This window comes from Streptosporangium carneum (assembly GCF_027922005.1).
Taxonomy (GTDB): domain Bacteria; phylum Actinomycetota; class Actinomycetes; order Streptosporangiales; family Streptosporangiaceae; genus Streptosporangium; species Streptosporangium carneum.
Window position 1 is genome coordinate 298,033 of sequence record NZ_BSEV01000001.1, and the last position, 26,435, is coordinate 324,467.

Annotated in this window: 25 protein-coding genes; 17 read left to right on the plus strand and 8 right to left on the minus strand. The window is 70.8% G+C overall.

The genetic code is table 11. The features are described 5' to 3' along the window. Nucleotides 1–211: 211 nt before the first annotated feature. From PKF00_RS01405 to PKF00_RS01415, 3 genes are all read left to right on the plus strand, one after another. A complete protein-coding gene (locus PKF00_RS01405; protein ID WP_271215469.1) occupies nt 212–742 on the plus strand; it encodes a PH domain-containing protein in 531 nt (176 codons plus the stop codon). A gap of 132 nt (nt 743–874) precedes the next feature. Next, on the plus strand, nt 875–2,230 hold the full coding sequence (locus PKF00_RS01410) for a helix-turn-helix domain-containing protein (RefSeq protein ID WP_271215470.1): 1,356 nt from the start codon (nt 875–877) through the stop codon (nt 2,228–2,230). Between the two features lie 110 nt (nt 2,231–2,340). Then, nucleotides 2,341–3,030 (plus strand): FadR/GntR family transcriptional regulator, encoded by a 690-nt coding sequence (locus PKF00_RS01415; protein WP_271215471.1) that lies wholly within the window; start codon nt 2,341–2,343, stop codon nt 3,028–3,030. 99 nt (nt 3,031–3,129) lie between these two features. On the opposite strand, the gene PKF00_RS01420 is transcribed toward PKF00_RS01415, so the two are convergent. Then, nucleotides 3,130–4,905 (minus strand): hypothetical protein, encoded by a 1,776-nt coding sequence (locus PKF00_RS01420; RefSeq protein ID WP_271215472.1) that lies wholly within the window; start codon nt 4,903–4,905, stop codon nt 3,130–3,132. Nucleotides 4,906–5,236: 331 nt separating this feature from the next. Here PKF00_RS01420 and PKF00_RS01425 point away from each other — a divergent pair, with 331 nt between their 5' ends. Continuing rightward, nucleotides 5,237–6,175, plus strand: coding sequence for a hypothetical protein (locus tag PKF00_RS01425; protein WP_271215473.1), 939 nt, complete (start codon nt 5,237–5,239; stop codon nt 6,173–6,175). A gap of 71 nt (nt 6,176–6,246) precedes the next feature. Here the strand turns inward: PKF00_RS01425 and dnaN are convergent, their stop codons facing one another. Together dnaN and PKF00_RS01435 are read right to left on the minus strand one after the other, a co-directional pair. Then, nucleotides 6,247–7,347, minus strand: a complete 1,101-nt coding sequence (dnaN, locus tag PKF00_RS01430) for a DNA polymerase III subunit beta (RefSeq protein WP_271215474.1) — start codon at nt 7,345–7,347, stop codon at nt 6,247–6,249. Between the two features lie 214 nt (nt 7,348–7,561). Further along, nucleotides 7,562–8,305, minus strand: coding sequence for a hypothetical protein (locus PKF00_RS01435; RefSeq protein WP_271215475.1), 744 nt, complete (start codon nt 8,303–8,305; stop codon nt 7,562–7,564). 197 nt (nt 8,306–8,502) lie between these two features. On the opposite strand from PKF00_RS01435, the gene PKF00_RS01440 reads away from it, so the two are divergent. The 5 genes from PKF00_RS01440 (at nt 8,503) to PKF00_RS01460 (ending at nt 13,296) form a co-directional block, all read left to right on the plus strand. Beyond that, entirely contained in the window at nt 8,503–10,020 is a 1,518-nt protein-coding gene (locus tag PKF00_RS01440) for an FG-GAP-like repeat-containing protein (RefSeq protein WP_271215476.1), read from the plus strand. A 139-nt stretch (nt 10,021–10,159) separates the two neighbouring features. Next, complete coding sequence (locus PKF00_RS01445) at nt 10,160–10,786, plus strand: DUF998 domain-containing protein (RefSeq protein ID WP_271215477.1); 627 nt, start codon at nt 10,160–10,162, stop codon at nt 10,784–10,786. Then, a complete protein-coding gene (locus tag PKF00_RS01450) occupies nt 10,783–11,856 on the plus strand; it encodes a sensor histidine kinase (protein ID WP_271215478.1) in 1,074 nt (357 codons plus the stop codon). Before PKF00_RS01445 ends, PKF00_RS01450 begins: the two co-directional genes overlap by 4 nt. Then, on the plus strand, nt 11,853–12,515 hold the full coding sequence (locus PKF00_RS01455) for a response regulator (RefSeq protein ID WP_271215479.1): 663 nt from the start codon (nt 11,853–11,855) through the stop codon (nt 12,513–12,515). The genes PKF00_RS01450 and PKF00_RS01455 overlap by 4 nt, the downstream gene beginning before the upstream one ends. 139 nt (nt 12,516–12,654) lie before the next feature. Further along, nucleotides 12,655–13,296: a tetratricopeptide repeat protein gene (locus tag PKF00_RS01460; RefSeq protein ID WP_271215480.1), complete on the plus strand. Its 642-nt coding sequence runs from the start codon at nt 12,655–12,657 to the stop codon at nt 13,294–13,296. 121 nt (nt 13,297–13,417) lie between these two features. Here the strand turns inward: PKF00_RS01460 and PKF00_RS01465 are convergent, their stop codons facing one another. After that, the gene (locus tag PKF00_RS01465; protein ID WP_271215481.1) at nt 13,418–14,353 is read right to left on the minus strand and encodes an SMP-30/gluconolactonase/LRE family protein; all 936 of its coding nucleotides are present in this window, start codon (nt 14,351–14,353) and stop codon (nt 13,418–13,420) included. A 133-nt stretch (nt 14,354–14,486) separates the two neighbouring features. Here PKF00_RS01465 and PKF00_RS01470 point away from each other — a divergent pair, with 133 nt between their 5' ends. After that, nucleotides 14,487–14,927, plus strand: a complete 441-nt coding sequence (locus PKF00_RS01470) for a MarR family winged helix-turn-helix transcriptional regulator (RefSeq protein WP_271216333.1) — start codon at nt 14,487–14,489, stop codon at nt 14,925–14,927. Nucleotides 14,928–14,969: 42 nt separating this feature from the next. Here PKF00_RS01470 and PKF00_RS01475 read toward each other — a convergent pair whose 3' ends face one another. Both PKF00_RS01475 and PKF00_RS01480 read right to left on the minus strand, forming a co-directional pair. Next, nucleotides 14,970–15,629 (minus strand): response regulator transcription factor, encoded by a 660-nt coding sequence (locus PKF00_RS01475; RefSeq protein WP_271215482.1) that lies wholly within the window; start codon nt 15,627–15,629, stop codon nt 14,970–14,972. A 10-nt stretch (nt 15,630–15,639) separates the two neighbouring features. Further along, complete coding sequence (locus tag PKF00_RS01480) at nt 15,640–17,178, minus strand: sensor histidine kinase (protein ID WP_271215483.1); 1,539 nt, start codon at nt 17,176–17,178, stop codon at nt 15,640–15,642. A 132-nt stretch (nt 17,179–17,310) separates the two neighbouring features. Between PKF00_RS01480 and PKF00_RS01485 the strand changes: the two genes are divergently transcribed. The 4 genes from PKF00_RS01485 (at nt 17,311) to PKF00_RS01500 (ending at nt 20,451) form a co-directional block, all read left to right on the plus strand. Continuing rightward, complete coding sequence (locus tag PKF00_RS01485; RefSeq protein WP_271215484.1) at nt 17,311–18,210, plus strand: ABC transporter ATP-binding protein; 900 nt, start codon at nt 17,311–17,313, stop codon at nt 18,208–18,210. Beyond that, entirely contained in the window at nt 18,207–18,941 is a 735-nt protein-coding gene (locus tag PKF00_RS01490) for an ABC transporter permease (protein ID WP_271215485.1), read from the plus strand. Before PKF00_RS01485 ends, PKF00_RS01490 begins: the two co-directional genes overlap by 4 nt. Before the next feature lie 160 nt (nt 18,942–19,101). Continuing rightward, complete coding sequence (locus PKF00_RS01495) at nt 19,102–19,683, plus strand: TetR/AcrR family transcriptional regulator (protein ID WP_271215486.1); 582 nt, start codon at nt 19,102–19,104, stop codon at nt 19,681–19,683. Between the two features lie 21 nt (nt 19,684–19,704). Next, nucleotides 19,705–20,451, plus strand: coding sequence for an SDR family NAD(P)-dependent oxidoreductase (locus PKF00_RS01500; RefSeq protein ID WP_271215487.1), 747 nt, complete (start codon nt 19,705–19,707; stop codon nt 20,449–20,451). Nucleotides 20,452–20,617: 166 nt separating this feature from the next. Here the strand turns inward: PKF00_RS01500 and PKF00_RS01505 are convergent, their stop codons facing one another. Then, a complete protein-coding gene (locus PKF00_RS01505; protein ID WP_271215488.1) occupies nt 20,618–21,022 on the minus strand; it encodes a winged helix-turn-helix transcriptional regulator in 405 nt (134 codons plus the stop codon). 151 nt (nt 21,023–21,173) lie between these two features. Between PKF00_RS01505 and PKF00_RS01510 the strand changes: the two genes are divergently transcribed. Next, the gene (locus tag PKF00_RS01510) at nt 21,174–22,109 is read left to right on the plus strand and encodes an NADP-dependent oxidoreductase (RefSeq protein WP_271215489.1); all 936 of its coding nucleotides are present in this window, start codon (nt 21,174–21,176) and stop codon (nt 22,107–22,109) included. A 231-nt stretch (nt 22,110–22,340) separates the two neighbouring features. Continuing rightward, nucleotides 22,341–23,078 carry a phosphodiesterase gene (locus PKF00_RS01515; protein ID WP_271215490.1) on the plus strand — a complete coding sequence of 246 codons (738 nt, stop codon included), beginning with the start codon at nt 22,341–22,343 and terminating at the stop codon, nt 23,076–23,078. Nucleotides 23,079–23,300: 222 nt separating this feature from the next. Here PKF00_RS01515 and dnaB read toward each other — a convergent pair whose 3' ends face one another. Next, nucleotides 23,301–24,656 carry a replicative DNA helicase gene (gene dnaB / locus PKF00_RS01520; protein WP_271215491.1) on the minus strand — a complete coding sequence of 452 codons (1,356 nt, stop codon included), beginning with the start codon at nt 24,654–24,656 and terminating at the stop codon, nt 23,301–23,303. Between the two features lie 349 nt (nt 24,657–25,005). On the opposite strand from dnaB, the gene PKF00_RS01525 reads away from it, so the two are divergent. After that, nucleotides 25,006–26,316 (plus strand): MATE family efflux transporter, encoded by a 1,311-nt coding sequence (locus PKF00_RS01525; RefSeq protein ID WP_271215492.1) that lies wholly within the window; start codon nt 25,006–25,008, stop codon nt 26,314–26,316. Nucleotides 26,317–26,435: the final 119 nt, after the last annotated feature.

The window sequence follows — 26,435 nt, forward strand, 5'->3', positions numbered from 1 at the left end:
TGGCATGGGTAATGTATACGGCGGGTGCAGTGGGTGAGTGGTAGTAGGAGGCCGCAGTGCAGGTCAAGAAGGTTCTAACGTACAGCGCTATCGCTTTTGTAGCATTTTACCTGTTCACCCGACCAGGTGACGCAGCGAACACAGTTAGGGGCGCCATGGACTCGGTGTTCAACGCGGCCAATTCTCTGGCCCAATTCGTTTCCCATCTGTCATGAGACTGGTGACCCACGGGGACTCCGCTCCCTCGTCGGTCAACCGCTACCTCCTCCCCCACGAACAGCAAGTGATCATGGTACGGCGTCACCCGGCCGTACTCCTTCGCCCCGTCGCCGAGGTCTTCGGCGGCCTGATCCTCGCCGGACTGCTGAGCAGGTGGTTCGGCGACCAGGGCGGGAGCGGTGCTCTCGTCGTGGTCTGGTGGGCTTGGCTGCTGCTGCTGATCCGCTTCGTGTGGAAGGTGGCCGAGTGGTCGGTCGACTACTTCGTCGTCACCTCCAAGCGCATGTTGCTCACCACGGGCCTGATCACGCGCAAGGTCGACATGATGCCGCTCGGCAAGGTGACCGACATGAGCTTCCAGCGCTCGCTGCTCGGTCGCATGCTGGGATACGGCGAGTTCGTCCTGGAGTCGGCCGGTCAGGACCAGGCCCTGTCGAGGGTGAACTACATCCCCTACCCCGAGACGCTGTACCTCGAGGTCTGTCAGATGCTCTTCCCCGGCGGCAACGATTCGGATGATTAGTGCCCCTATGTCCCGTATGACATAGGGGCGGGGAGAGTCCGCAGGTGGATTCTCTTCACGTGGGGTTACCGATTCGACTGCTTCGTGCAATCATGGCGGGAACATTGACCATCCCCCGCCCTGAGAGATCAGATGCCGAGTCAGGGAACCATCGGTGACCGCGTCCGCGGACTGCGGCTGAGTAGGCGCATGTCTCAGGCCCAGCTGGCAGGGCCTGACCTCTCCGACAGTTATGTCTCCCTCATCGAGTCCGGCAAGCGGACGCCGACCCCCGTGGTCGCGCGTCTTCTCGCCGAACGGCTGGGGTGCACTACCGAGTTCTTGCTACACGGGATCGAGCCGCGCCAGCGCATCGACACCGAACTCGGCCTGCGCCACGCGGAGCTGGAGCTGCAACACGGCGACCCGTCCGTCGCCGCAGAACGGTTCGGTGAGATCGTCAAGGTCGCCGGCGAGGAGAACGCCATGCTGGCCGCGCACGCGCGGCTGGGGCGGGCTCGTTCGCTGGAGGCCCAGGGCAAGGTCGGGCCGGCGGTGGAGGCGTTCGAGCGGCTCCGCCGCGAGGCCGCCGCCCACCCCGAGCGACTGGCCGACCTGCCTCTGACGGTGGCTCTGAGCCGCTGCTACCAGCGCGCGGGCGACACGCTGCGCGCGCACGACCTGGCCTCCTACGCCCTCACCCAGGTCAACCACCTGGCTCTGACCCAGGGCGAGATCGCCATCGACCTGGCCTCCGCCCTGGTGGAGACAGAGGGCGGCAGGCCGCAGTCGCCTGGCCTGTCCTACGTCAGGCACATCCTGGCGGTCAACGGCGTGCCCGCGGCGGTCAACCGCACCTCCGAGATCCACTCCCTCTGGCAGGCGAGCATCGCCGCGGCGGAGGGCGAGGACTCGGCGCTGGCCGTACGGCTGGCCGACGACGCCATCGCGACGGGCCGCCCGGCCCGGATGGCGTTCAGGCTCGCCGGCATCGCGCTGGAGTGGGCACGGCTGACGGTCTCCATCGGAGACACCTCGTTCGAGGAGGTCTACGAGCTGGCGACCGCGGCGAGCGGGGTCTTCGCGGCCTTCACCGAGAAGGCCGGCGAACACGCGGGAAGTCTCGTCGTGCTCGCCAGGCTTCAGCTCAGCGGAGGCAACCCCGACAACGCGGTCAGCCTGGCCAGGTCCGCCCTCGACACCCTGGCCGGTCAGTCCGGCCCCATCGCCGCCACGGCGCACCTGGTCCTCGCCCAGGCCTCGCTCACGCGGGGAGAGGGTGACGTCGTGCCACGTCTCGACACCGCCAAAGGACTTCTTGACGCTCTGAGATCGGAGCGGTCCAATCCCGACCGGGAGGTCGCACGAGCCTGGCGTGAGCTAGGTGACCTCTACGGCAGGGGCGGCGTCGGCGAGGATCAGACAAACGCGTATCGTAGGGCTCTCGAGGCAGCCGGAGTCCGCGACACGATGGTGGGAATGACGGTCGATTCGACGTTGGTCCGATAAAGCAATCCGCCTCCCCCGGAACTCCGGATTTGTTTTTCTGCCTCCGGAATAACTAGGGTCTACCAGTCATTGACTCATAGGATGATTGGTTTCTCCGGAGGAGGCGGACTGTGAGTCTGCGTACGGCGCAGCGGGCGTCTCTCGTTGACCAGGTGATCGATCAGCTCAAGGAGCAGATCACGTCGAACTCCTGGCAGATGCACGCGAAGATCCCGACCGAGACCGTGCTCGCCGAGCAGCTCGGTGTCGGGCGCAACACCGTGCGTGAGGCGGTAAGGGCACTCACCCACGCAGGCCTGCTGGAGTGCCGTCAGGGCGACGGCACCTACGTCCGCGCCACCAGCGAGCTGTCGGGCGCCATGCTGCGGCGGCTGCGCACCGCCGAGCAGCTCGAGATCCTGGAAGTACGGCGCGCGCTGGAGGTCGAGGCCGCCCGGCTGGCCGCGACCAGGCGCACCGACGCCGACATCATCCGCATCGAGGCCGCCCTGGCCGAGCGGGAGCGGGCCTGGGAGCTCGGCGAGCCGACCGCCTTCGTGGAGGCGGACCTCGCCTTCCACGTCGCCGTCGTCCAGGCCACCCACAACCTGGTCCTGATCGATCTCTACGAGGACTTCTCCGCCGCCCTGCGGGCCAGCATCACCGCGGCGGGCACCTCGCTCAACAGCACCTACATCCCGCACGACGCCATCGCCCGCGCCATCACGGCGGGCGACGCGGCGGCAGCCGAGCGCGCGGGCCACGCGTGCATGGAGCACATCCTGATCGCCCTGACCGAGGCCCAGGAGCTCACCACCTGAGGCCGTGCGGCCTCACCTGATCCGAGACCTCTCACGGCGCGACGCTGTGGCCCCGTCCCTTGCCGGGCGGGGCCACAGCTGTGTGAGGCGACGGTCGGCCTACCGTGGAAGGGGCCGGTAGACGGTCTTCCTGGCGGATCCGCCGGGGAAGACCACGACCAGATGCTCCTCGCCCAGGTCGCGGCCCTCGTCCTCCCTGGCGTAGACCCGCAGCCGGTAGCGCCCCGGGCCCTTCAGCGCCAGGTTCGGCAGTCTCGCCCCGGCTCCCGAACCCCTGCCCTCCGAGTAGACGGGCACCCCGAGACGGCCGCTGCGGCTGACGATGCCGACCTCGGCCACCTGGTCCCATCCCTTGAGCCGCAACGGCGGGGCGGAGCCGAACGCCTTCACGGTCAGGCATATCGGCTCGTTCTCGCGGTAGGTCATCACGACCGCCGAGCTGCCGGAGACGCCGACGAACCCGTCGTCCAGGGCCACGTCGAAAGCGTCGTCCTCCGTGGGGTCCCCGAAGTCGTGGAGGCCGTATCCACCGCCCTCGAACAGGAAGTACGCGGCCGTCCTCTGCCGTCTGGCCCGCAGTCCCGGCCAGGGGTCGAAGCAGCGGGCGTTGGTCTCCGCCACGTAGCGCGCGTTCTCCGCCTGTTCCTCGACCTCGGAGCTCAGCAACTCGGGCGACCGCACGGCCACCGTGTCCGGGCACAGGAACACCAAGGCGTCCTGGTCGACGCCCCACGCGCTGCGCGCGCTGCCCGCCCGTTTCAGCAGCGCCCCCTGCTCCCTGCCGTCGGGGGCCGCGCACATGAGCCTTCCGTACGCGAGAATCTGCTGGTCGGAAAGGGTGTCGGGGAACATCGGCGGGATCCTGCCCGCCTCTGCGCGCGCGTGGCAGAGGAACGCCTTCTCCCTGTCCTGCGGCCTGGTGTCACCGTAGCGGCGGTGCAGGTCGGTCCATTCGAGGCACTCGTCCTCCCAACCGGTGTAGGTGAGCCGGGGAGTCACCTCCGGCTGGATCATCCCGAGGAGCGGCACGAGCACGACCGTCGCCGACGCCGTCCTGAGCAGGCGGGACGGCCTGCCGCCGGCCGCGAGGACGACCTGCCCGCCGGGGTCGGTGAGCTCGTGGGCGGAGCGGGCGATCCACACCGTGAAGAAGACGTTCAGCTCGCCCAGGAGCCAGAGCACGGCCGGGCTGAGGGGCAGGGAGACGAGGCCGACGAGCATGACCGCCAGCCGGATCACCATCGACGCCACGACGGAGAACCAGCCGATCCTGACGGTGGCGCTGCTCCAGCGGCCGTCCCGCCGCTGGCCGACGAGGATCACCGCCTGCCAGACGAAGGCGACCAGACCGAGGAGCATGAGGGCCGAGGGCAGGCGCACCCCGGGGATCTCGTCGGCCGCGACCATCGCCATGGCCGTCAGGTCGCCCCAGGCGCACAGAAGGGCGAGCGTCCGCAGTCGCCGGGATCCCCAGACGACGGCCAGGACGAACAGCACCTTCAGCGCGCCCCACAGAGCGCCCCTGAGGGCCTCGTCGAGGACGTCGGGGAGCCGGCCGGTCAGGACGGAGAGGAACAGGGAGTCGGCGACGGCCAGGTAGAGCAGCCGCCGCAACCGGACCGCCCGCCGTCCGGCAGGCCCCTTCCCGCGCGGGGGAAGGGTGAAGACCTGCCAGAGCATCCACGCCTTGAGCACGGCCAGCACGGCGAGCTCCGCCACCACCACGGGGAGGACGGCGAACGTCCCGCCGAAGACGTTCAGGATCCGTCCGCTCAGCGGGAGCCATGCGACGGCCGTCCAGACGTAGCCGATGTCGCCGGTGACGACGCTGACCACTGCGGCGACAGCCACGATCACCAGGTAGAGCCCAGCCACGAACTGCCCTAAACGGTGTCGGAACACACCAAATCCTTCCTGCAACAAGAAGGATGATCATAAAGTCCGGTCGCCCGAAGGCCGACGAGAAAACCACGGAGCCCGCGACCTCCACGAGCGCGGATCTCTCACCTCCGCCCGCCCCACACGGACGATGATCTTCCCGGTGAGCACGGAGGCACGACGCGGGTCGATCGTCGCCGTCTGCACCGTTTTCTTACACATGCCCGGCTTTCTTACACATGCCCGGCGAAACACCTGTTTTCGTCTGGGAAGATGATCATCTCGTATGCCCCTTTCCGAAGATCTCCCCGAAAAGGACACCGTCTCCATGAGGCTCTGGTTCGCCCTGGCGACTGCCGCACTGATCGCGACCATGCCGGTCTCCGCCCTTCCCGCCGTCGCGCAGAGCACCCCTCCGGACCCGGTGCGGGCGCTCAAGCAGCAGTTCCGGACCGAACGCGGCGTCCAGATCTCCGAGGTCACACGTCTTACCCGCGACGGCAGGACCCTGCTCAGGATGCGGGCCGGCGGCAGGCTGCAGTTCGGCCCCTCCGGCGCCGTCGCCTCCGACGGTCTCTGGCAGGAAGCCCCGGATCCCGCGACCCTGAAGAAGCGGGAAGGAACCGACGACGAGCTGGTGCGGATCGAGCTGATCAATGTCGGGGGGAACCGCTACCTCTCGGGCCTCGACTTCGGCTTCTACCCGGCCGCACGAGGCAAGACCTGGGTGCGGACGAAGTCGCCCCGGGGGGTCGAAGCCGACGCCGCGACCATCAGCACACAGACGATCGACGTGTTCGACCCCGCCGTCCTGAAGACCGTGTTGAAGGGGACGACAGGCAGGCCCGTCTCCGGCGGGTTCCTCTACCGGGGCTCGGTGAGCTACGCGCAGCTGTACCAGGCGGCCAGGAACGTCTACGCCGTGCCGCTCCGAGGCGCCGCCGTCGAGGAGCTCCACAAGATGAAGATCGCATGGCGGCTGTGGACCGACCCCACGGGCCTGCCCACACGTCTGATGACCTCCGAGGCCTCGGGCGGGAAGGGCCTCCCGATCCTCAGCCGGACCGACACCCGCTACACCGACTGGGGATCGCACGTCCTCGTCATCGCCCCGCCCGCCGACGAGGTCGTCGACGAGAAGGAGCTCAAACTCCCCGATCTCGCCGAGCTTCTCGACCGGCTGGAGCCCAACGAGCTCATCAGCGCGCTGAACGCCCGCCAGGACGGCGATGACTCCTCCTCCCGCGCCAGGACGTCCGCGCACTGAGCGTCCGCGCCGCTGACCCGCCACCGGTCTCGTGAGGCTCGCCTCTCGAGACCGGCTCGCGGTTCTGCCGGTCAGGCCAGGCGCAGGGACATCACGAGGTAGCGGAAGGCGGGCTCCGCGTCTCCGGGAACCTCGGTGACGAGGGCGGGGCGGCTCGGGGACTGCATGTTGAGCCGGACGAAATCGGTCTCGACCCCGCTCAGGCCGTCGAGCAGGAACTGGGACTGGAAGGCGATCTGGATCTCGTCGCCGACCAGGTCGGCGTCCAGGACCTCGGCTCCGCGACCGATGTCGCCGCCGCCCGCCTGGATGAGCACCTGCCCCTGGCCGAAGGCGAGCCGGACCGCGGTGTTGCGCTCGGCGACCAGCGCCACCCGCTTGATCGCGTCGACGAACGGGGCGACCCGCACGTCCGCCCTGATCGGCCAGTCGTCGGTCAGCCGGGAGCGGTAGTCGATGAACTGCTCGTCGAGCAGGCGGACCGTGGTGCTGCGGCCGACGCTCTCGAACCCGGCGACCCCGTCGCCCAGACCGACCGAGACCTCACCGCCGCGCAGCGACCTGGCCACCTCGACGAGCACCCGGGCGGGCACCATGGCGGCGGCCGTGACATCCGGCTTCTCGGGACGCCAGCCGAACTCCCTGGCCGCGATGCGGTAGCGGTCGGTGGCGGCCATGGTCACGCTCTCGCCCGCGATGTCGACGCGGACGCCGGTCAGCATGGGGAGCGTCTCGTCGCGGCTGGAGGCGGGAGCCACCTGGCCGACCGCGCTCGCGAAGACGCCGCCGCCGACCGCGCCGATCTTCGGCGGCGCGGCGGGCAGGGCAGGGAAGTCCTCCACCGGCATCGTGAGCAGGCCGAACTCGGCGCTTCCACAGGTCAGCACCGCCTCGGAGCCGTCGGTGACGATCTCGACCGGCTGGGAGGGCAGGCTGCGGGTGATCTCGGCGAGGATCCGGCCGGGGATCAGCACCCTGCCGGGCTCGGCCACGTCGGCCTCGACCGTGGCGCGGGCGGAGACGTCGTAGTCGAAGGCCGACAGCACGAGGTCCTCGCCGTCGGCCTCCAGCAACAGGCCGGAGAGCACGGGAACGGCCGGGCGGTTGGGCAGAGCGCGGGCGGCCCAGACAACGGCGTCGGCCAGGACATCGCGGTTGACCCGGAACTTCACCTGAGCATCCCTTCGTCCCGAACGGCACCACGTGCGGTGGCCGTACTCCGGAGAACGGTAGCCGCTGCCACCGACAGAACCCTCCGGCACTGACATATCACTCGGTGGGCCAAAGGTCACGTTCTGTCGTGGACGTCGCAGTGACGCCGCCCGGCCCTGACACAAGGACGGAGGGAAGCGGCGCAGGCGGGATACGTCGTTCGGAAGGCCTCCGTCAGCGGCCGAGCTCGGCCAGTTCGTCGCTGGTGAAGGTGAGTCTGACCGCGAGTTTGGTGTCGTCGGTGATGAAGCCGACGAAGTCGAGGTCCCAGAAGGGGCTCGTGCCGTCCCCGTGGATCGAGGTGGCGTCCTTGACCCCGTTGGTGCCGGGCTTGACGGCCTGCTGGCGGGCGTACCACTGGTCGACGAAGAAGCACGAGGGACCGTACGTGCCGATCTTGTGCAGGTCTCCGGGGGCACGGCCGACCAGCACGTAGGCGTGGCCCTGGCCGCCGACGGTGGCGAGGATGTTGACCAGCTCGACCGTGACGCCGGGGCCCAGCAGGTCGGGCCGGTCGGCGAACATCCCGATGACGCAGCAGGCGAACAGCGTGCAGTTGGCGCTGGTGGCCGTCTGGTACTTGGCCCGGCCCGCGGCGACGTACCGCTTCCTGAGCTCCACCCTGGCCCGCTCGAACGTGGCCCCGGTCACCGGCCCGTCGAGCCCCGCGGCCGCGCCCAGGTTGCCCAGCTGCACGGCTTTGAGGTCGGCGAACGTCTTGCCGTCCGCGATGATGTCGGGCACCTCGCCCCTCTTCGCCGGGGCCTCCAGGTCCGCGACGTCGAGGCTCGAGTCCACGACGTGCCGCCAGGGATTCCACACCTTCGCGGTGGCCAGCGGCGTCATGTCCAGCGCGGCCTGCACGGCGGCCATCTGTGTCTGCTTCAGGTTCACGGTGCCGTGCGTGTTCTCACTCATGGTGCTCTCCTGGTGCCGTTTCTGGTGCAACCCGACATTCCCACCCCGTCAATTCCAGGACAACGCGATGGCCTGTTGTGGACAGCCCGGATCGGCGGCCGGGGCCCGGCCGGTTCTCGCCGCGTGCCTGACCGCGGTCGGCCGTCCCGGGGCCGTGACCGGTTGTCGCGGACGCGACGCCGAACTATCGTCGCCAGATGATCCCCACCGTTTCAGGAAGATTCGCGTCCTTCCTCCTTGTGGGGTTCACGGCGGCGGCCTGCAGCACGGCGACGGCTCCCGTCACACCGTCCGAGGCCCGTCCATCCACGACCCGCACGCCCCTTCCGGCAGGCGGCTGCCCGCCCGGCTCCGTCCCCTCAAGCGCCGTCCCCTCAAGCGCCGTCCCCTCAAGCGCCGTCCCCTCAAGCGCCGTCCCCTCGGGTGCCGCCGCCTCCCCTGCCGCGAGCCTCCCCGTCTCCACCCGGAGGTTCCGCGAGCAGCACGACTACAACGGCGACGGCTACGCCGACCTCGCGATCGGCGTGTCACGCGCCACCGTGGACGGCAAGGCGGAGGCGGGGCGGGTCGACGTGCTGTACGGCTCCTCCACCGGCGCGACCTCCGGGAACTGTCAGGTCGTCACCAAGGGCACCGGTGCCGCCCGGGGCGGCCGCTTCGGCCAGGACCTCGCCTCCGGCGACTTCGACGGCGACGGCCACGCCGACCTGGCGAGCGCCACCGGAACGCGTGGCGGCGACCTCACGATCGTCTTCGGCTCCGACGACGGGCTGTCCGGTGAGCCGGTCGCGGTGGCGAGGCCCCCGGCGGGCTCCTTCGGCGGCCATCTGACCACGGGCGACTTCAACCGTGACGGCCGTCAGGACCTCGCGGTGGAGGGCGCCGACGCCACGGTGTGGGCGGCGTACGGCCACCGCGGCATCAGGACGGGAGAGGCGGGCTGGAAGCCCGTTCTGTCGAAGGGCGAGGCCGTCTCCGTCCGCGCGCTCGCGACCGGCGACGTCACCGGCGACGGCTTCGCCGACCTCGCCGTCACCTACTCCGAGGACGACCCCGCCGACGAGGGCAGGAGCGTGGTGTACCGCGGCTCGCCGACCGGCCTGGCGGGCCGGGTGCGCGGGACCTTCCCCGGCTGGGACGTGGGCGCCGTGGCGATCGGCGACCTCGACGGCGACGGCCACGGCGACGTGGTCGCGGGCATGGCCTGGGATCACGGTGAGGACCCCGGCGGCCAGATCTACGTCAGCCGAGGCTCCGCCGACGGGCCGGCCGCGCCTCGGGCGGTGGGACCCGCCTCGCCGGGCATGCCTCAGGAGCCGCGGGGAAACGGCGGCTTCGGCGCGTCGGTCGCGGTCGGTGACGTCGACGCCGACGGATACGCCGACGTCGCCGTCGGTGAGAGCGAGAGGCCGGGCGTCGTCTACGTCCTGTACGGCGGGCCCGGCGGGCTGTCGGTGGACGGCGCCCGGGTGCTGGACCCCGGGGCCGCGGGGATCCCCTCCGACTCCGCCTCCGATCAGAGATTCGGGACGGATGTCGCCCTGACCGATCTCGACGGCGACGGCGCCCTCGAACTCGTCGTCACCTCCGTCTCCGTACCGGCCGACGGCGTCGCCGAGACGCGCGTGACCGCGCTCTTCCCCGACGGACGCCGGGCACCGGTCCAGCTCGCCCACCAGCGGCTGGACCACGCGTTCGACCACACGTTGGAGTGACCCGCGTGCGCCGTCGCGGCGACGGCTCCCGGCACGCGGCACATGCGCCGGTGAGCCGGGCCGTACACCGATCGGTGTAGCGGCAGGTGTCACCGGACGGACGACGCCGGAGACACGCGCCGTTCCTAGCGTTGGGGCCATGAAGAAGACAGTCCTCGCCGGAGTCGGCGTCGGTACGGTGGCATTCACGATCTCGGACGTGGTCAACAGGGAGATGAGCCCCGTCGGCGAGACCATCAGCAGGTTCGTCAACACGGGCGCCGGATGGCTGGTCACACTCGGGTTGCTCGCCGTCGCGCTCGCCGCGGCGGCCCTCACGGTGGCCGTTGCCCGAAGCGGCGCGGGCCGTGCGGGAACCTGGCTGCTCGGCGTCTGGTCGGCGGGGCTTCTGGTGGCCGCGATCTTCCCTGCCGACCCGCCGGGACGGTGGGACGACCCGTCGGTGTCGGAGACCGTCCACGGGCTCGCCGCCTGGGTCGCTCTGACGGCGTTCACGGTCGCCGCCGTGCTGCTCACCAGGGCCTGGCCGCGAGACACCCTGCTCACCGGTGTCACGATCACGGTGGTGGTTGGGATGATTCTGTTCGTGGTCACCCTCGTCGATGTCATGGTCGCCCGGTCCCTGCCCCCGGTGGTCGGGGTGACCGAACGCGTCGCGATCGCCGCCGACCTCGCCTGGATGGCGCTGGCCGCCCTCCGCCTGCCCCGCCCGAACCCGCCCCGCCCGAACCTGTCCGCCCCGAGCCTGTCCCGTACGAGCCGATGATCATCACCTTGACGCCCGCGGTTCTCACGACCGTCGCCGTCCTCACCGGACTGGCGGCGGTCGGAGCCCCGATCGGCTGGCCTGCCGCCGCCCTGGCGCTCCTGCTCGGCGGCCTGCTGCTGGTGAGACGGCGATGGCCGGTCGGCGTCCTGCTGGCCTCGGCGATCGTGCTGGCCGCGTTCCAGGGGGCGGGGCTGTTCGAGGGCGGCTGGGTGTGGCCGCTGACGGCGGCCCTCCACACCGTGGCCGCGGCGGGCCGGACGCGCTGGGCCGCCGGTGTCGGACTGTTCCTGCTGACCTACGCGATGACCTGGGACTGGGCCGTGGCGGGTGGTTCCCCGGGCCGCGTGCTCGCCGCCGGCGGCACGGAGACGCTCTGGCTGGCGCTCGTGCTGGCGATCGGCAACGCCCGGCGCAACCAGCTGCGCTGGCGGGCGCAGCTGGAGGAGGCGCGCGAGGCGGACGCCCGCAGCCGGCTGGCCGAACAGCGGCTGGAGATCTCCCGCGAGCTCCATGACATCGTCGCCCACACCCTGGCCGTGGTCGGCGTCCACCTCAACGTGGCCGCCGACACGCTCGACGAGTCTCCCGAGGAGGCTCGCGAGGCGCTGCGCACGGCGATGGAGGTGCGGAACAAGGCGATGGGAGACCTCCGCTCCCTCGTCGGCGTCCTGCGGATCGACGGCGGCACCGCTCCTCAGCCGGACCTGGGCGGGATCGCCGCGCTCGCCGCCGCGGCCCGGACGACCGGCCTCGACGTCGCCCTGCACGAGGAGGGAGACCCCGCGTCGGTCCCCGCGCCCCAGGCCGTCGCGGCCCACCGGATCGTCCAGGAGGCGCTGACCAATACCATCAAGCATGCGGACGCCGCCCACGTCTCGGTACGGCTGCGCTACACGAGCGCCGCGGTGACCGTCGAGGTGACCGACGACGGCCACGGCGGGGCGGCTCCCGTCGAAGGGCACGGCCTGACCGGCATGCGTGAGCGCGTCACCGCGCTGGGCGGCTCGCTGAGCATCGAAAGGAGTGGGGGCTTCGCCGTACAGGCGCACATCCCCCTGAAGACGTGACGATCAAAGTGCTGCTCGCCGACGACCAGGCTCTCGTCCGGGCGGGCTTTCGCAGCCTGCTCGGCCGGTCCAGGGAGCTCACCGTGGTCGGCGAGGCCGCCACGGGTGACGAGGCTGTACGGCAGGCCAGGGCCACCGAGCCCGACGTGATCCTCATGGACATCCGCATGCCCGGCATGGACGGCATCGAGGCCACCCGCCGGGTGCTCGCCGAACGTCCCGCGACCAGGGTCGTCATCCTCACCACCTTCGACACCGACGAACACGTCTTCGCCGCCCTGCGCGCGGGCGCCAGCGGCTTCCTCACCAAGGAGGTCGAACCGGCCGAGCTGCGCCGCGCGGTCGCCCTGGTCGCCGCGGGAGAGGCGCTGCTGTCGCCGAGCGTCACCCGGCGGGTCGTCGAGCAGTTCGCCCACCGGCCCGTCCCGGTGAGCGGCGACGCGCTCGAGGCGCTCGAGGTGCTCACCGCCCGCGAGCGCGAGGTCGTCCGGCTGGTCGCCGAGGGGCTGTCCAACGACCAGATCGCCGCCAAGCTCGTGATCAGCCCGCTGACCGCCAAGACGCACATCACCCGGGCGTTGACGAAGCTGGACGTTCGCGACCGGGTGCAGTTGGTGATCCTCGCCTACGAGAGCGGCCTGGTGCGGCCGGGCTCCTGACACCGGACGGTCTTCGTCACCGGCCAGGCCCCGTCGTCGAACGGGTTGTGCCCGCGCCGGGGCGCGGAGCATGATCTTTTCCAGAGGTCGCCGCCGATGGCGTGACGGGAGCGGCGACGCCGTGGACTGGAGGAACGGGATGCGCACCGAAGGACGGATCGAGCGGGCCAGGCTGTTCTACGAGCGCGCGGTCTTCACCGGAGACGACGGCGAGTCGTCGGAGGTGGAGCGGGGGCTGGACGCGGTCGAGGCCGATCTCGCCCTGGCCCGAGGCCGGATCCTCCATGCGCGGTTCTTCGAGGAGCGGCGCGAGGACCCGCGTGAGCTGGAGCTGTTCGAGCACGCGGCGCGGCTGTACCACGCGCTCGGCGACGTGTCCGGCGAGAGTGACGCGCTGTTCTGGGTGGGGTGCGTCCACCAGGTGGTGCGGGGTGACGACGACACCGCCGTCCCCCTCTTCGAGCGGTCCCACGAGCTGGCGACGCAGGCGGGAAACCGGGCCGTCCAGGCCGAGGCGCTCCGGCACCTGGGCATCGCCGAGCACGCCGCGGGCCGGTTGGACGCCGCACGCGAGCGGCTGGAGGAGTCGGTACGGCTGCGCCGGGAGATCGGGCTCCTGGCCGGTGTCGCGTCCAACCAGGTGGGGCTGATCCACATCGCCGCCGCCCAGGGCCGCCGCGAGGACGCTCTGGCGCTGGCCGAGGAGGCGCACGCGCTCGCCGAGTCCTGCGGCGCGAAGCGCGTCACGCGCCAGGTCGAGGAGGCGCGAGCCCGGATATAGCCGCGGGCTCGCCGATCTCAGAGGCCGCGCACGGCGGCGACGCCGAAGGGGGTCCGCGGAGTGCCCGGCCCGAGCGGACCGCCCTTGTCGAACTGCGAGCCGACCACGTAGAGCGTCCCGTTCACACGCGCCAGCGTCGTCGGGAGCGCAACGCCTCGTCGGTCACCCGCTGCTCCACGTGGGCCGCCGAGCCGTCCTTGGCGACCTTCCACCGGCTGATGGCGTTGGCGGTGTTGTGGACCGCCCAGAGCCTGCCGTCCTGCGACTCCAGTCCGTCGGCGTGCAGCATGTCGCCTCCGCGCAGGGCCACCTTGCGGATCGCGCCGGAGGCGAGGTCGAGGCGGTACAGGTCGCCGCCGGTCATGTCCGCGGTCAGCAGGTAGCGTCCCGACGGGTCGGCGACGATCCCGTTGAGGGTGAACGCGTCGGGCGCGTGCGGTTCGAGGGCGTCGCCCAGGTCGAAGCGCGGGGTGAGCGTCGCCCGTCCCCCCGCCGCCCGCGCGAGCTGCCGGGGCGTGACGCGGTAGACCACGGCCCGGACGCTGTCGGTGAGGTAGGCGCTGCCGTCCGGGGCGACGGCGAGGTCGTTGACGAAGGTCGCGCCCTGTCCGGGGACGTCGAAACGGGCCAGCAGGCGGCGGCTGCGCGTGTCGTACACGGAGACTCCGGTCGTGGAGTCGGTCACCCACAACCGTCCCGCCCGGTCCACCTTCAGCCCGTTGGCGGTGTCACGCCCGTCCGCGCCCGCGGGCAGGAACACCTGGGCCGTCCGCCGGCCCGGCGTCATCTTGAAGATCGTGCCGTCGGCGTACGACCCGGCGTAGAGGTCGCCCGTGCGCGGGTCGGCGGCGACGCCCTCGGGGTAGACCCGGTCGCCGGGCAGCTCGTACGCCGTGGAGATCGTCACTGAGGTCGTCGGCGAGGTCGCCGTGGAGGTCGGCGTCCACGGGTGGGACACCGCGGAAAGGCCGGCGGCGGCCTGCGCGCCGGGGGTGAGGGAGAGGGCCGCGGCGAGAGCCGTGGCCACGATGGCTGTGGACGAGCGAAGCGGAGACATGACGCCTCTCTGTTCGGCTGTTCGCAAGGATCGAAAGAGCATTACCTTTGATTCGAACTCACACCATAGTTAGAGCTCTAATGATCGTCAACGCATTAACCTCGTGGGTCGTTACCATGCACAGGTGACCTCGATGCCCGTTTCCGAGCGCCTGGGCTCCCACCTCAAGCGCGCGGCGCAAGCGCTCAGCGCGGCCAAGCAGGCGACGTTGAAGCAGGCCGGTCTGACGGTGCCGCAGTACGCGGCGCTGCTGTACCTGTCCGACAACCCCGGCATGTCGGCCGCCGCGCTGGCCAGGGCGTGCGCGGTCACCCCGCCGACGATGAACACCGTGCTCAAGAACCTCCAGGAGCAGGGCCTGATCGAGCGCACCCCGCACGAGTGGCACAGGAACATCCTGGAAACCCGTCTCACCGAGAAGGGCGAAAGGGTGCTCGCCGACGCCGACCCCCGCGCGGTGCGTGTCGAACGGGGGCTCGCCGCGGAGTTCAGCCAGGAGGAGCGGGAGACGCTGGTCGCCCTGCTGGGCCGTTGCATCGGCTTCCTGGAGTCGGCCAGGCAGGCGGAGCACTGACAGCCGGGGAGCGCCCGAGCCGGGAGGCGCGGGCGTGGCGGACTAGCCGCGGGCGGCGTTGAGGTAGGCGAGAACGGCCAGGACGCGACGGTTGTCGTCGTCGGAGGGGGCCAGGTCGAGCTTGGCGAAGATGCTCGCCGTGTGCTTGCCGATCGCGCTCTCGCTGAGGAAGAGCCGCTGCGAGATGGCCGCGTTGGAACGGCCCTCGGCCATCAGCTCCAGCACCTCCCGCTCGCGCGGGCTCAGCGCGCCGAGCGGTTCGTGCCTGGCGGTGCTGGCCAGAAGCTTGGCGATCACCTCGGGGTCCATCGCGGTGCCCCCGGCCGCGACCCGGCGGACCGCGTCGACGAACTGCTCGGCGTTGAAGACGCGGTCCTTGAGGAGGTAGCCGATCGCTCCCGAGCCGTCGGCCAGCAGCTCGCGGGCGTAGAGCTGCTCGACGTGCTGGGACAGGACGAGGACCGGCAGGCCGGGGACGGCCCCGCGAGCCGTCAGCGCCGCCTGGAGGCCCTCGTCGGTGAAGGTCGGCGGGAGCCGCACGTCGACCACGGCGACGTCGGGCCGCAGCGTGGTCAGGGCCGCGAGCAGCTCGGGCCCCGACTCGACGGCGGCGACGACCTCGAAGCCGTGCGCCTGGAGCAGATGGACCATGCCGTCCCTCAGGAGGTAGAGGTCTTCGGCGATGACGACTCGGGGGCTCATCCGGGCAACCCTAGACAACACACCCGCCCGCCTCCAGGTGGGCAGGCGTGGTCTGGGCGATCGCGTGCTTGCGGGCGTGCGTGAGGGGCAGGCCGACGGCCAGGCCGTACAGGGTGAGGCCGAGGAAGACGTTGAACACCATCAGCGGCCACTGCAGCGGCTCCGGCAGGTAGAGCGCGACGAACCAGCTGCGCTCCGAGGCGCCGAAGATCTTCAGGAACATGGCGACCAGGCCCTGGGGGAACAGCGGAAGCCAGCCGATCCCCCAGCCGAGCGCGACGACGGCGTGCTTCCACTTGGGCATGGAAGGGGCCTTCCCCGTCTGGGGAGTGGGCAGCGCGTACGGAAGGTCGAGGGTGGCCGTGGTCGGGCCGCCGGGCGGGCTGCTGAGCGCGAGCACCCCGTCGAAGGCCGCCAGGCGCCGTTCGATGCCGTTCAGGCCGCTGCCGCGCGAGGGGTCGGCTCCTCCCGAGCCGTCGTCGGTGACGGTGACGCGCAGCGTACGGCCCTGGCCGCTGATGTCGACCCACGCCCGGTCGGCCCCGCCGTGTCTGACCGCGTTGGTGAGCAGCTCGCTGATCGAGAAGTAGGCCGCCGACTCCACGGGCGAGTCGGGGCGCGACTTCAGGTCGACGGTGACCGCGACCTTCAGCGGGCTGTCCAGCGCCAGCGCCCGTACGGCGTCGCCAAGACCGCGCTCGGCCAGGACCGGCGGGTGGATGCCCCTGACGAGGTCGCGCAGCTCGGTGAGCGCCGTGGACGAGGCCTCCCGCGACTTGGCGAGCAGCGCCTTGGCCGCCGCCGGGTCCTTGTCCATCAGCTCCTCGACCGCGCCCAGCGTCATGCCGATGGCGACGAGCCTGGCCTGGGCCCCGTCGTGCAGGTCGCGCTCGATCCGCCGCAGCTCGGCCGCCTGGGAGTCGACCGCGTCCAGCCTGACCTGGTCGAGCTTGTGGACCCGCCCCGCCAGCACGGACCTCGCGGTCGGCGCGAGCAGCAGGTGGTTCCACCACCCGTAGAAGCGGAGCAGCCACGGCGTCGCGAACACCCCGCCGACGGCGAGCACCGCCGCGAGGGGCGTGACCACCGGATGCCAGAACCACATCCTGGCCAGGCCGTACACGACGGCGGAGAACGGCAGCAGCAGCAGGACCCCGCCGATGATCGGGTTGAGGAGGAGCCAGAGCGCGTCCCGCCAGGTGGCGGGGTCGGAGAGCATCCACTTCAGGCGGTTGTTCCACGCGGGCCACCGCGGCGTCTTGTAGAGCTGACGCTCGTGGCGGTACCACCCGTCGGGCTGCGGCTTGGGAGGGGGAGGCGGCGGCAGGTAGGACGGCTCGATCCGGCTGCCGATCCACACCCCGTTCAGTCTTCTGGCGAACGTGACGCGGCTCCGGAGCAGCCTGGTGGTCGGCATGAAGAGAAAGATCATCCCCATGCCGAACGTCAGGATGGTCGACAACAGGACGAGGACGACCAGGAAGGCGTCCAGGAGAGCGAGCAGGCCCAGCGTGAACGCCCTGCCGGCCGCGACCGCGTATCGCTTCATGCGTCGAGTGTCGGCCATCGCGGCGTCCCCGCCCAGTGACGCTGGACGCCGCCGGACGGTGGAGGTAGCTCCACCCCCTCCGGGTGCCCAGACGGCTTCTGCGCGCCCGCCCCGCTTCCTAGCGTCTTCGGCATGAGAGTCATCGAGGTGGGCAACCTCCGCAAGCGGTACCGTGACCGGCTCGCGGTCGACGACGTGTCGTTCACCGTCGAGGAAGGCGAGATCTTCGGCGTCCTCGGTCCCAACGGCGCGGGCAAGACCACCACCGTCGAGTGCGTGGCGGGCCTGCGCGTCCCCGACGCGGGAACCGTGAAGGTGCTGGGCGGTCTCAGCGGCGCGGAGCTGAGGGAGAAGCTCGGCGTCCAGCTGCAGAGCTCAGCCATGCCCGCGAAGATCAAGGTGTGGGAGGCACTCGACCTCTACGCCTCCTTCTACCGGATGCCGGCCAACTGGATCACGCTGATGGAACGGGTGGGACTCGCCGACAAGCGGGACACGCCGTACGCCAAGCTCTCCGGCGGCCAGAAGCAGCGGCTGTCCATCGCGCTGGCGCTGGTCGGCAACCCCCGCGTGGTGATCCTCGACGAGCTGACCACCGGGCTCGACCCGCAGGCCAGGCGGGACACCTGGGAGCTCATCGAGCGGATCCGCGAGGACGGGGTGACGGTCCTGCTCGTCACCCACTTCATGGAGGAGGCCGAACGGCTCTGCGACCGGATCGCGCTGATCGACTCCGGCAGGGTGGTCGCCGTCGACAGCCCCGCCGGCCTGGTCGCGCGGCTCGACCGCTCGCAGCGCGTCAGGTTCCGGCCCTCCCGCCCCTTCGACGACGCGGTGCTGACCGCGCTGGCCGAGGTGGACGGGGTGCGCCACGACGGCGACCGGGTCGAGGTCACCGGCTCTGGCGACCTGCTGCTGGCGGTCACGACCGCGCTGGCCTCGGCAGGAGTCGTCCCCGCCGACCTGCGGGTGGAGCAGGCGACCCTCGACGACGCGTTCCTGGCCCTCACCGGAAAGAAGATCTCCGAATGAACAAGATGATCCTGACAGAGGCGAAGCTCTTCCTCCGCGAGCCGGGTGGCCCGATCTTCGCGATCCTGCTCCCGCTGGCCCTGCTGCTGGGGCTGGGCAGCATCCCCGGCTTCCAGGAGGCCAGCGCCGAGCTGGGCGGCCAGCGGGTGATCGACACCCAGCTCCCGGGCATGATGGTGATCCTCTCCGTGGTGACGATGGCGCTGACGGCGCTGCCCGCCGTGCTGGTGACCTACCGGGAGAGCGGCGTGCTGCGCCGGATGTCCACGACCCCGGTCGGGCCCGCCCGGCTGCTGGTCGCCCAGGTGGTGAACAACGTCGCGGTGGCGGTCGTCGCGACCGCGCTGCTGATCGGACTGGGCAACCTGCTCCTCGGGGTGGCCGCGCCCAGGAACCTCCCGGCCTTCCTGGGAGTGTTCCTGCTGGGCAGCGCCTCGGTGTTCGGCCTGGGGCTGCTCATCGCCGCGCTGGCCCCGAGCGCCAAGTCCGCGCCCGGCATCGGCTCGCTGCTGATGTTCCCGCTGCTGTTCGTGGCGGGCATGTGGATCCCCCGTGAGCTGCTCCCCGACCTGGTGCGGCGGATCGGCGACTTCCTGCCGCTGGCGCCGTTCGCCCAGGCGCTCCGCGACACGTGGGCGGGTCACGCGCCGCAGCCGCTGCACCTGGCGGTGATGGCGGCGACCGTGCTGGTCACCGGCGTGCTGGCGACGCGGTTCTTCCGGTGGGAGTGACCGGGCCTCCGGTGGGGCCGGGAGTGACCGGGCGTCCGGTGCCCCCGATACGGCCCGGGGCGTCCCGCGGGACGCCCCACGTCCGGTACGGCCCGCACCTTCGGGGGCGCGGGCCGTACCTTATTTGACTGATCGTTCTAGATTGCCCTACGGTTCCTCCATGGCGAGAACGAAGGAGTTCGATCCCGACGTCGCGCTCCAGGCGGCCCTTGAGCTGTTCTGGGAGCACGGCTACGAGGCGACCTCCATGAGCGACCTGGTCGACCGCCTGGGGATCGGCAGGGCGAGCCTGTACGCCACGTTCGGCGGCAAGCACGACCTCTACCTGAAGGCCCTGCGGCGCTACGCGGCCAACCGGACCCCCTCGCCCGTCGAGATGCTCTCGCAGCCGGGGCCGGCGCTGCCCGCCGTACGGGGGCTGATCGAGTTCTACACCGAGGACTCCATCCGCGACCGGCGGCGACGCGGTTGCATGATCGTGAACGCGGCGGGCGAGATGCTCCCCGGGGACGAGAAGGTCGCCGGGCTCGTCGACGCCAACTGGACCGCGCTGGAGACCGCGCTGACCTCGGCGCTCATCCGGGCGCGGGCGCAGGGCGAGCTGGCGGACGACCGGGATCCTCAGGCGCTGGCGAGGTTCCTGCTGGTCTTCCTGCAGGGGTTGCGGCTGATCTCCAAGGGGCCGCCCGACCCCGCGCGGCTGCGTGACGCGACCGCCCAGGCACTGACGATTCTTGACTGATCAATCCAATAAGGGGCTGGCATGAGGTTTCACGACAAGGTGGTTCTGGTGTCCGGCGGCGGCTCGGGCATAGGACGGGCCGTGGCCCTGGGGTTCGCCCGCGAGGGCGCCCGGGTCGTGGTGGCCGGGCGCGGCCGCGAGGCGCTCGACCAGACCGTGAAGCTGGCCGAGGGCGGGAAGGTCACCGCGCTGACCGCGGACGTCTCCGACTCCGGCTCCGTGGCCGGGCTGGTCGGCGAGATCGTCGAGCGGCACGGCAGACTGGACGTCGCGATCAACAACGCCGGGGTGCTGGCCACCGGCAAGGTCGCCGACCAGGCGGAGGAGGACTTCGCCAGAGTGGTCGACACCAACCTGACCGGCGTCTTCCTGGCGATGAAGCACGAGATCCCGGCGATGCTCGCCGGAGGCGGCGGGGTCATCGTCAACTTCAGCTCGCAGATAGGGCTGCACAAGCGCCTGCCCGGCTTCGGGGCCTACGCCGCGTCGAAGGCCGGGGTGACGGCGCTGACCCGCACGGCGGCGCTGGAGTACATCGGCCAGGGCATCCGCATCAACACGATCAGCCCGGGATCGCATGACACGACGATGTCCCTGCGCCCCGGCGAGACGGAGGCCGACCGGGCGGAGCGGGTGAGGGGCCAGGTCCCGATCGGCCGCGTCGGCTCCCTGGACGAGATCACCGGCACGGTCCTGTGGCTGGCCTCCGAGGACGCGGGCTACGTGGTGGGCGGTGACATCGTGGTGGACGGCGGCTCGACAGCCTGAACGGCGACGGGCCTGAACGGCGACGGCCAAGCGGACAGCCCGAACGGTGACGGACGCCTCTGCCGGGCACGCGACCTGCCGCCTCCGGATGCCCGGCCCCCACCGGCGCCGGTACGGCGAGGGGCGGCGTCGACCTGATCGGCGCCGATGAGCGGCGCGTTCCCGGTCACGACGCCAGGCGCGCGTCGTAGGCCTCGCGGGCGCTGCGGACCTGCTCGATGTTCCCCTCGGCCCACGACTTGATGGCCATCATGACCGGCTGAAGGTCCTGTCCGAGATCGGTCAGGGCGTAGTCGACGCGGACCGGCACCGAGGGCGTCACCGTACGGGAGACCAGGCCGTCGCGCTCCAGGCTCCGCAGGCTCTGGGTGAGCATCTTCTGGCTGATGCCCGCGATGACCCTGCCCAGGTCGCTGTAGCGCAGCGGACCTCCGGACAGGGCGTTCAGGATCAGGCTGACCCACTTGTCGCTGATCGTGTCGAGCAGTTCCCTCGCGGGGCAACCCGCCAGGTACGCGTCGTACGCGACCCGCGCCTCGTCTCGCCGCTGAGCGGCTGTCTGGGTGGCCATGACGCCCCTTCCGGTGCGGTACGCACTTCTGGGTGCGCACTTCCCGATAGAGAGTAACGCTCCATAAGTTTGCGCCACCGGAGGGGAGGTCCCCTCGGACGCCGGTCCGAGCCCCGATCGGAACCTGTGATCGGAACGTGTGGAGGCAGCGATGCGCGCAGTGGTGGTTCGTTCGTTCGGAGGTCCTGAGGCGCTGGAGGTGGAGGATGTCCCGGTCCCCCGTACCGGGGCGGGGCAGGTGCGGGTCAGGGTGGAGGCCGCGGCCGTCAATCCCGTCGACGTGGCGACCAGGACCGGGGCCCTCGTCGAGTTCGGGCTGGTGGACCGGCGTGAGGTCCACGGGATCGGCTGGGACGTGGCCGGAGTCGTCGAGGAGGTCGGCGCGGGGGTCACCGGATTCGCTCCGGGGGACCGGGTGATCGGCCTGGCCGACCGGCTCGACGTCTCCCTCGGCGCGTACGCCGAGCAGATCGTGCTGGACGCGGACGCGCTGGCCCCCGCCCCCTCGGGGGCGACCCCGGCGCAGGCCGCCACGCTCCCGCTCAACGCCCTCACCGCCGACCAGGCCCTCGACCTGCTGAACCTGACCGAGGGGCAGACCCTGCTGGTGACCGGCGCGGCGGGCGGGGTCGGCGGCTACGCGGTCGAGCTGGCCGTGCTGCGCGGCCTGCGGGTGGTCGCCGTGGCGAGCCCCGCGGACGAGAAACTCGTCCGCGGGTTCGGCGCGGAGTTCTTCGTGCCGCGCGACGCCGAGCTGAGCACCGCCGTACGGGAGCTGGTGCCGGGCGGCACGGACGGCGCGGTCGACGCCGCGGCCCTCGGCACCCCGGCGCTCACCGCGGTGCGCAACGGCGGCTCCCTCACCGCCGTCCTCGGCGGCGCGGCTCCTTTCCCGCTGCGCGGCACCAGGGTGGCCAACGTCTGGGTCCGCGCCGACGGCGAGCGGCTGGCCGAGCTCGCCGGGCTGGCCGACGAGGGACGGCTGACCCTCAGGGTCGAGGACACCTTCCCGCTCGACCAGGCCGCCGCCGCCCACGAGCGCTTCGCCGGGGGCGGTCTCAGGGGCCGCCTCGTCCTCATCCCCTGACGTCCTGCCGACGGGTCCCCTGGCGTCCTGTCCACGGCGGTCCGGATCAGCCGTGACCCCTGACGCCCGCTGGCGGCGAGCCGGATCAGGCACGATCCCCTGACATCCTGCCGACGGCGGTCCGGAACAGGCGTGACCCCTGACGTCCTGCCGACGGCGGTCCGGGACAGGCGTGATCTTCTGGCGGTTCCGTCGATGGCGAGGTCAGATCAGGCGTGCCAGGCTTGGACAATGCTGACCCTGGCTCATGTGAGCGACATCCACATCGACGACTCTCCCCGCAGCGTCGAGCGGACGCGGGCCGTCATGCGTCATCTGGAGAACCTGCCCGGACCGCTGGACGCCGTCATCGTGACCGGAGACATCGCCGACCACGGTTCGACCGAGGAGTACGAGGTGGCCCGCGAGCTGCTGGCCTCCCGCCACCCCACGGTGCTCTGCCCGGGAAACCACGACTCAAGGGCCGCCTTCCGCAAAGTCCTCCTGGGCCAGGACGGCGACGGGCCGGTCAACCAGGTCCTGCGGCTCGACGGCCTCACCGTCGCCCTGTGCGACTCCAGCGTTCCCGGCCGCCCGGAGGGCCTGCTGGAGGAGGAGACCCTGGTCTGGCTGGACTCGGTGCTCGCCGAGTCGTCGCAGACCCCGGTCATCGTGGGCATGCACCATCCGGCGGTCGCGCTGGGCATCCCGTACGTCGACGGGATCGGGCTGCGCGAGCCCGAGCGGCTGGAGGCGGTGCTGCGCCGCCACCCGCAGGCGGTGGCCGTGCTCGCCGGGCACGCCCACACGCCCGCGAGCACCTGGTTCGCCGGTCGCCCCCTGCTGGTGGCCCCGGGAGTGATCAACACCGCCCTCATCCCCGCGGAGGCCAGGGAACGCTACCCCGTCGACCTCGACCTGCCGCCCCAGATCGCCCTGCACGTCTTCGCCGAGGGCCGCCTCACCACCCACATCCGCCCGATCGTCTAGTCACGCCGCCCAAGGAGCCGGTACGGCGGGCGGCGACGCCGACCGGACCGCCGCCGACGCGCAGCCGTGAGGCTGCGGAGTTGATGCCGGCTGCTTGGGAACGTTGGCATTCGTAACTGGTGCTGTCCGCGTGACTTTGTCCGCCCCTGTGGCATTCAGCGAAGGCAGTCGCGTTGACGGGAAACCCGCCCACGGCCCGCCGGAGGACCGCCGACCGGCCGACTAGTGGGAGGCCATGTCGACGAAGCGGCTGTAGTGGCCCTGGAAGGCGACGGTGACCGTCGCGGTCGGGCCGTTACGGTGCTTGGCCACTATAAGGTCCGCCTCGCCCGCTCTGGGAGACTCACGCTCGTAGGCGTCCTCCCGGTGGAGCAGGATGACCATGTCCGCATCTTGCTCGATCGATCCGGACTCGCGCAGGTCACTGACCATGGGGCGCTTGTCGGTCCGCTGCTCGGGGCCACGGTTCAGCTGGGAGATCGCGATCACCGGGACCTCCAGCTCCTTGGCGAGGAGCTTGATCGCACGGGAGATCTCGGAGACCTCGTTCTGGCGGCTCTCGGTCTTCTTCGGCGAGGACATCAGCTGGAGGTAGTCGATGATGACGAACCGCAGGTCGTTGCGCTGCTTGAGACGGCGGCACTTGGCCCTGATCTCCATCATCGACATGTTGGGCGAGTCATCGATGAACAGCGGCGCCTCGGCCACCTCGCCCATCCGCCGGGCCAGCTTGGCCCAGTCGTCGTCGGTCATCGTGCCCGCCCGCATCGCGTGCAGCGCCACCTTGGCCTCCGCCGACAACAGACGCATGGTGATCTCGTTGCGGGACATCTCCAGCGAGAACACCACCGTGGTCATACCGTGCTTGATGGCGGCAGACCTGGCGAAATCCAGACCAAGGGTCGATTTTCCAATGGCAGGCCGGGCAGCCACAACGATCATCTGGCCGGGGTGGAGACCGTTGGTGAGGGTGTCGAGGTCCTGGAAGCCGGTGGGAACGCCGACCATCTGGCCGCTTCTGCCGCCGATGGCCTCCAGCTCGTCGAGGGCGCCCGGCATGATCTCGGCCAGCGGGATGTAGTCCTCGGAGGTGCGGCGCTCGGTGACCTTGTAGATCTCGGCCTGGGCACGGTCGACGAGGTCGTCGACCTCGGCGTCCTGTCCGCCGTAGCCGTAGGAGACGATGCGGGTCCCGGCCTCGATGAGGCGCCTGAGGATGGCCTGCTCCCGGACGATCCTCGCGTAGTAGCCCGCGTTGGCCGCGGTGGGCACGACGGCGGTCAGCGTGTGGAGGTAGGCGCCGCCGCCGACCCGGGCGACCTCGCCGCGCTTTTGCAGCTCGTCGAAGATGGTGACGGCGTCGGCCGGGTCACCCCTGCCGTAGAGGTCGGTGATGATGTCGTAGATGATCTGGTGGGCCGGACGGTAGAAGTCGTCGGACCTGAGGATCTCGACCACGTCGGCGATGGCGTCCTTGGAAAGGAGCATGCCACCGAGGACGGACTGCTCGGCCTCGATGTTGTTGGGCGGGGTGCGCTCGAACCCTGGCTCGAAGACCGGTGGCTCCGCGATGCTCACCGTGCACCCCCTCACTCGAACATGGTTTCGCTATCTTCAGTTGTAACCGACCGGTCTGACAGTCTCTCCGCTCCCGGGACCATGTGGCAACGCGACCTGTCGACAGAGGTGTGGATAAGGTGTGCAGTTTTCCCCCAGAGGTGTGGGAACGCTGTGGACAGTGCTGTGGATAACCGCCCCCCGCAATCCACAGTGCCGCACTGAACTGGGAAAACGTCATCCACCGCCTGTGGAGGAAAGAAAGTTGGGGTGACACGCCGAGACCCTCCTCACATTGCATTCCCTGCCTTCTTGATCCTCTTTACGGCCCCTGTGTCGCCTTCGCACATGTAAGAGACAAAATGGAGCCGTGCCACCTACCTCCACCACGGCTCGCGACCACGACAGACAGATCCTCCGCCTGGCGGTCCCGGCCTTCGGGGCTCTGGTGGCCGAACCCCTGTTCCTGCTGACGGACACCGTCGTCGTCAGCCGCCTGCCCGCGCCCGCGCTGGGCGCGGTGGGAGTGGCCAGCACGGTGCTGGGCGTGCTGGTGTCCCTGTGCGTCTTCCTCGCCTACGGCACGACGGCGGCGGTGGCCCGGCAGATCGGCGCGGGCAACACCCGGCAGGCCCTCCGGCAGGGAGTCGACGGTCTCTGGCTGGCCGCGGGAGTCGGACTGGCGATCATCGTGGTGGTGTGGCCGCTCGCCTCACCGATCGTCGGACTGGTCGGCGCGGAGGGCGAACTCGCCCGCCAGGCGGTGACCTACCTGAGGATCAGCCTCCTGGGCGTGCCCGCCATGCTGCTGGTGCTCGCCGGGACCGGAGTGCTGCGGGGCATGCAGGACACCACCACCCCGTTGCTGGTCTCCGTCGGCTCGTTCGCGCTCAACGCGGCGCTCAACGTCACCTTCGTCCTGGGGCTGGGCTGGGGCGTCGCGGGCTCGGCCTGGGGCACGGTCCTGGCCCAGTCGCTGGCCGCCGCGGTCTACCTGACCCTGATGTTCGGACGGCACAGGGCGCCGATCAGGCCCGACCTGGCGGGCATCAGAGCCGCGGGATCCGCAGGAGTCGCCCTGATCATCCGTACGGCCTGCCTCCAGGTGGTGCTGGCCGTCGCCGCCACGATGGCGACCCGTATGGGCGAGGAACAGATCGAGGCGCACACGATCGCCATCAGGATCTGGACGCTGCTGGCCTTCGCCCTGGACGCGATCGCCATCGCCGGGCAGGCCATCACGGGGCGCGCCCTGGGCGCCGGCGACACGGCCGGAACCCGCCAGGCGACCCGGAGGATGGTCGGGTGGGGGATCGGCTCCGGCGTGGTGCTCGGGCTCCTGGTGGTCCTGGCCAGGCCGTTCGTGCCCGGCATGTTCGACGCGGGCCCCGAGGTCGCGGGGCCGCTGTCCGACCTGCTGTGGTTGATAGCGGTCCTGCAGCCGGTCGCCGGGGTGGTCTTCGTCCTCGACGGGGTGCTCATCGGCGCGGGCGACCAGCGTTATCTCGCCCTGGCCGGGCTGTGGACGACCCTGGCGTACCTTCCCGCCGTGCTCGCGGTGGCCCTTCTCGGCGGCGGCCTGCCGGCCCTGTGGCTGGCGCTGGGACTGTGGATGGCGGCCAGGTTGATCACCCTCGGTTGGCGGGCGCGCGGCACCGCGTGGCTGGTGATCGGTGTGTGATCTGGAGGTGTCCACCACGTAACCAGCAGGCTCTTGTACCGCGGAACCCCCTGCGGCACTGTGAACAGTCCGGCAATACGGTTGTCCCACCCACCATGATTGGGTCGCGTCGTGCCCGA

What these genes read in the sequence shown, in the direction of transcription:
- PKF00_RS01405 (WP_271215469.1), top strand. Translation starts at nt 212, where the DNA reads ATGAGACTGGTGACCCACGGGGACTCCGCTCCCTCGTCGGTCAACCGC.
- PKF00_RS01410 (WP_271215470.1), top strand. Translation starts at nt 875, where the DNA reads ATGCCGAGTCAGGGAACCATCGGTGACCGCGTCCGCGGACTGCGGCTG.
- PKF00_RS01425 (WP_271215473.1), top strand. Translation starts at nt 5,237, where the DNA reads ATGAGGCTCTGGTTCGCCCTGGCGACTGCCGCACTGATCGCGACCATG.
- PKF00_RS01435 (WP_271215475.1), bottom strand. Translation starts at nt 8,305, where the DNA reads ATGAGTGAGAACACGCACGGCACCGTGAACCTGAAGCAGACACAGATG.
- PKF00_RS01440 (WP_271215476.1), top strand. Translation starts at nt 8,503, where the DNA reads ATGATCCCCACCGTTTCAGGAAGATTCGCGTCCTTCCTCCTTGTGGGG.
- PKF00_RS01445 (WP_271215477.1), top strand. Translation starts at nt 10,160, where the DNA reads ATGAAGAAGACAGTCCTCGCCGGAGTCGGCGTCGGTACGGTGGCATTC.
- PKF00_RS01450 (WP_271215478.1), top strand. Translation starts at nt 10,783, where the DNA reads ATGATCATCACCTTGACGCCCGCGGTTCTCACGACCGTCGCCGTCCTC.
- PKF00_RS01460 (WP_271215480.1), top strand. Translation starts at nt 12,655, where the DNA reads ATGCGCACCGAAGGACGGATCGAGCGGGCCAGGCTGTTCTACGAGCGC.
- PKF00_RS01465 (WP_271215481.1), bottom strand. Translation starts at nt 14,353, where the DNA reads ATGTCTCCGCTTCGCTCGTCCACAGCCATCGTGGCCACGGCTCTCGCC.
- PKF00_RS01470 (WP_271216333.1), top strand. Translation starts at nt 14,487, where the DNA reads ATGCCCGTTTCCGAGCGCCTGGGCTCCCACCTCAAGCGCGCGGCGCAA.
- PKF00_RS01475 (WP_271215482.1), bottom strand. Translation starts at nt 15,629, where the DNA reads ATGAGCCCCCGAGTCGTCATCGCCGAAGACCTCTACCTCCTGAGGGAC.
- PKF00_RS01480 (WP_271215483.1), bottom strand. Translation starts at nt 17,178, where the DNA reads ATGAAGCGATACGCGGTCGCGGCCGGCAGGGCGTTCACGCTGGGCCTG.
- PKF00_RS01485 (WP_271215484.1), top strand. Translation starts at nt 17,311, where the DNA reads ATGAGAGTCATCGAGGTGGGCAACCTCCGCAAGCGGTACCGTGACCGG.
- PKF00_RS01490 (WP_271215485.1), top strand. Translation starts at nt 18,207, where the DNA reads ATGAACAAGATGATCCTGACAGAGGCGAAGCTCTTCCTCCGCGAGCCG.
- PKF00_RS01495 (WP_271215486.1), top strand. Translation starts at nt 19,102, where the DNA reads ATGGCGAGAACGAAGGAGTTCGATCCCGACGTCGCGCTCCAGGCGGCC.
- PKF00_RS01500 (WP_271215487.1), top strand. Translation starts at nt 19,705, where the DNA reads ATGAGGTTTCACGACAAGGTGGTTCTGGTGTCCGGCGGCGGCTCGGGC.
- PKF00_RS01505 (WP_271215488.1), bottom strand. Translation starts at nt 21,022, where the DNA reads ATGGCCACCCAGACAGCCGCTCAGCGGCGAGACGAGGCGCGGGTCGCG.
- PKF00_RS01510 (WP_271215489.1), top strand. Translation starts at nt 21,174, where the DNA reads ATGCGCGCAGTGGTGGTTCGTTCGTTCGGAGGTCCTGAGGCGCTGGAG.
- PKF00_RS01515 (WP_271215490.1), top strand. Translation starts at nt 22,341, where the DNA reads ATGCTGACCCTGGCTCATGTGAGCGACATCCACATCGACGACTCTCCC.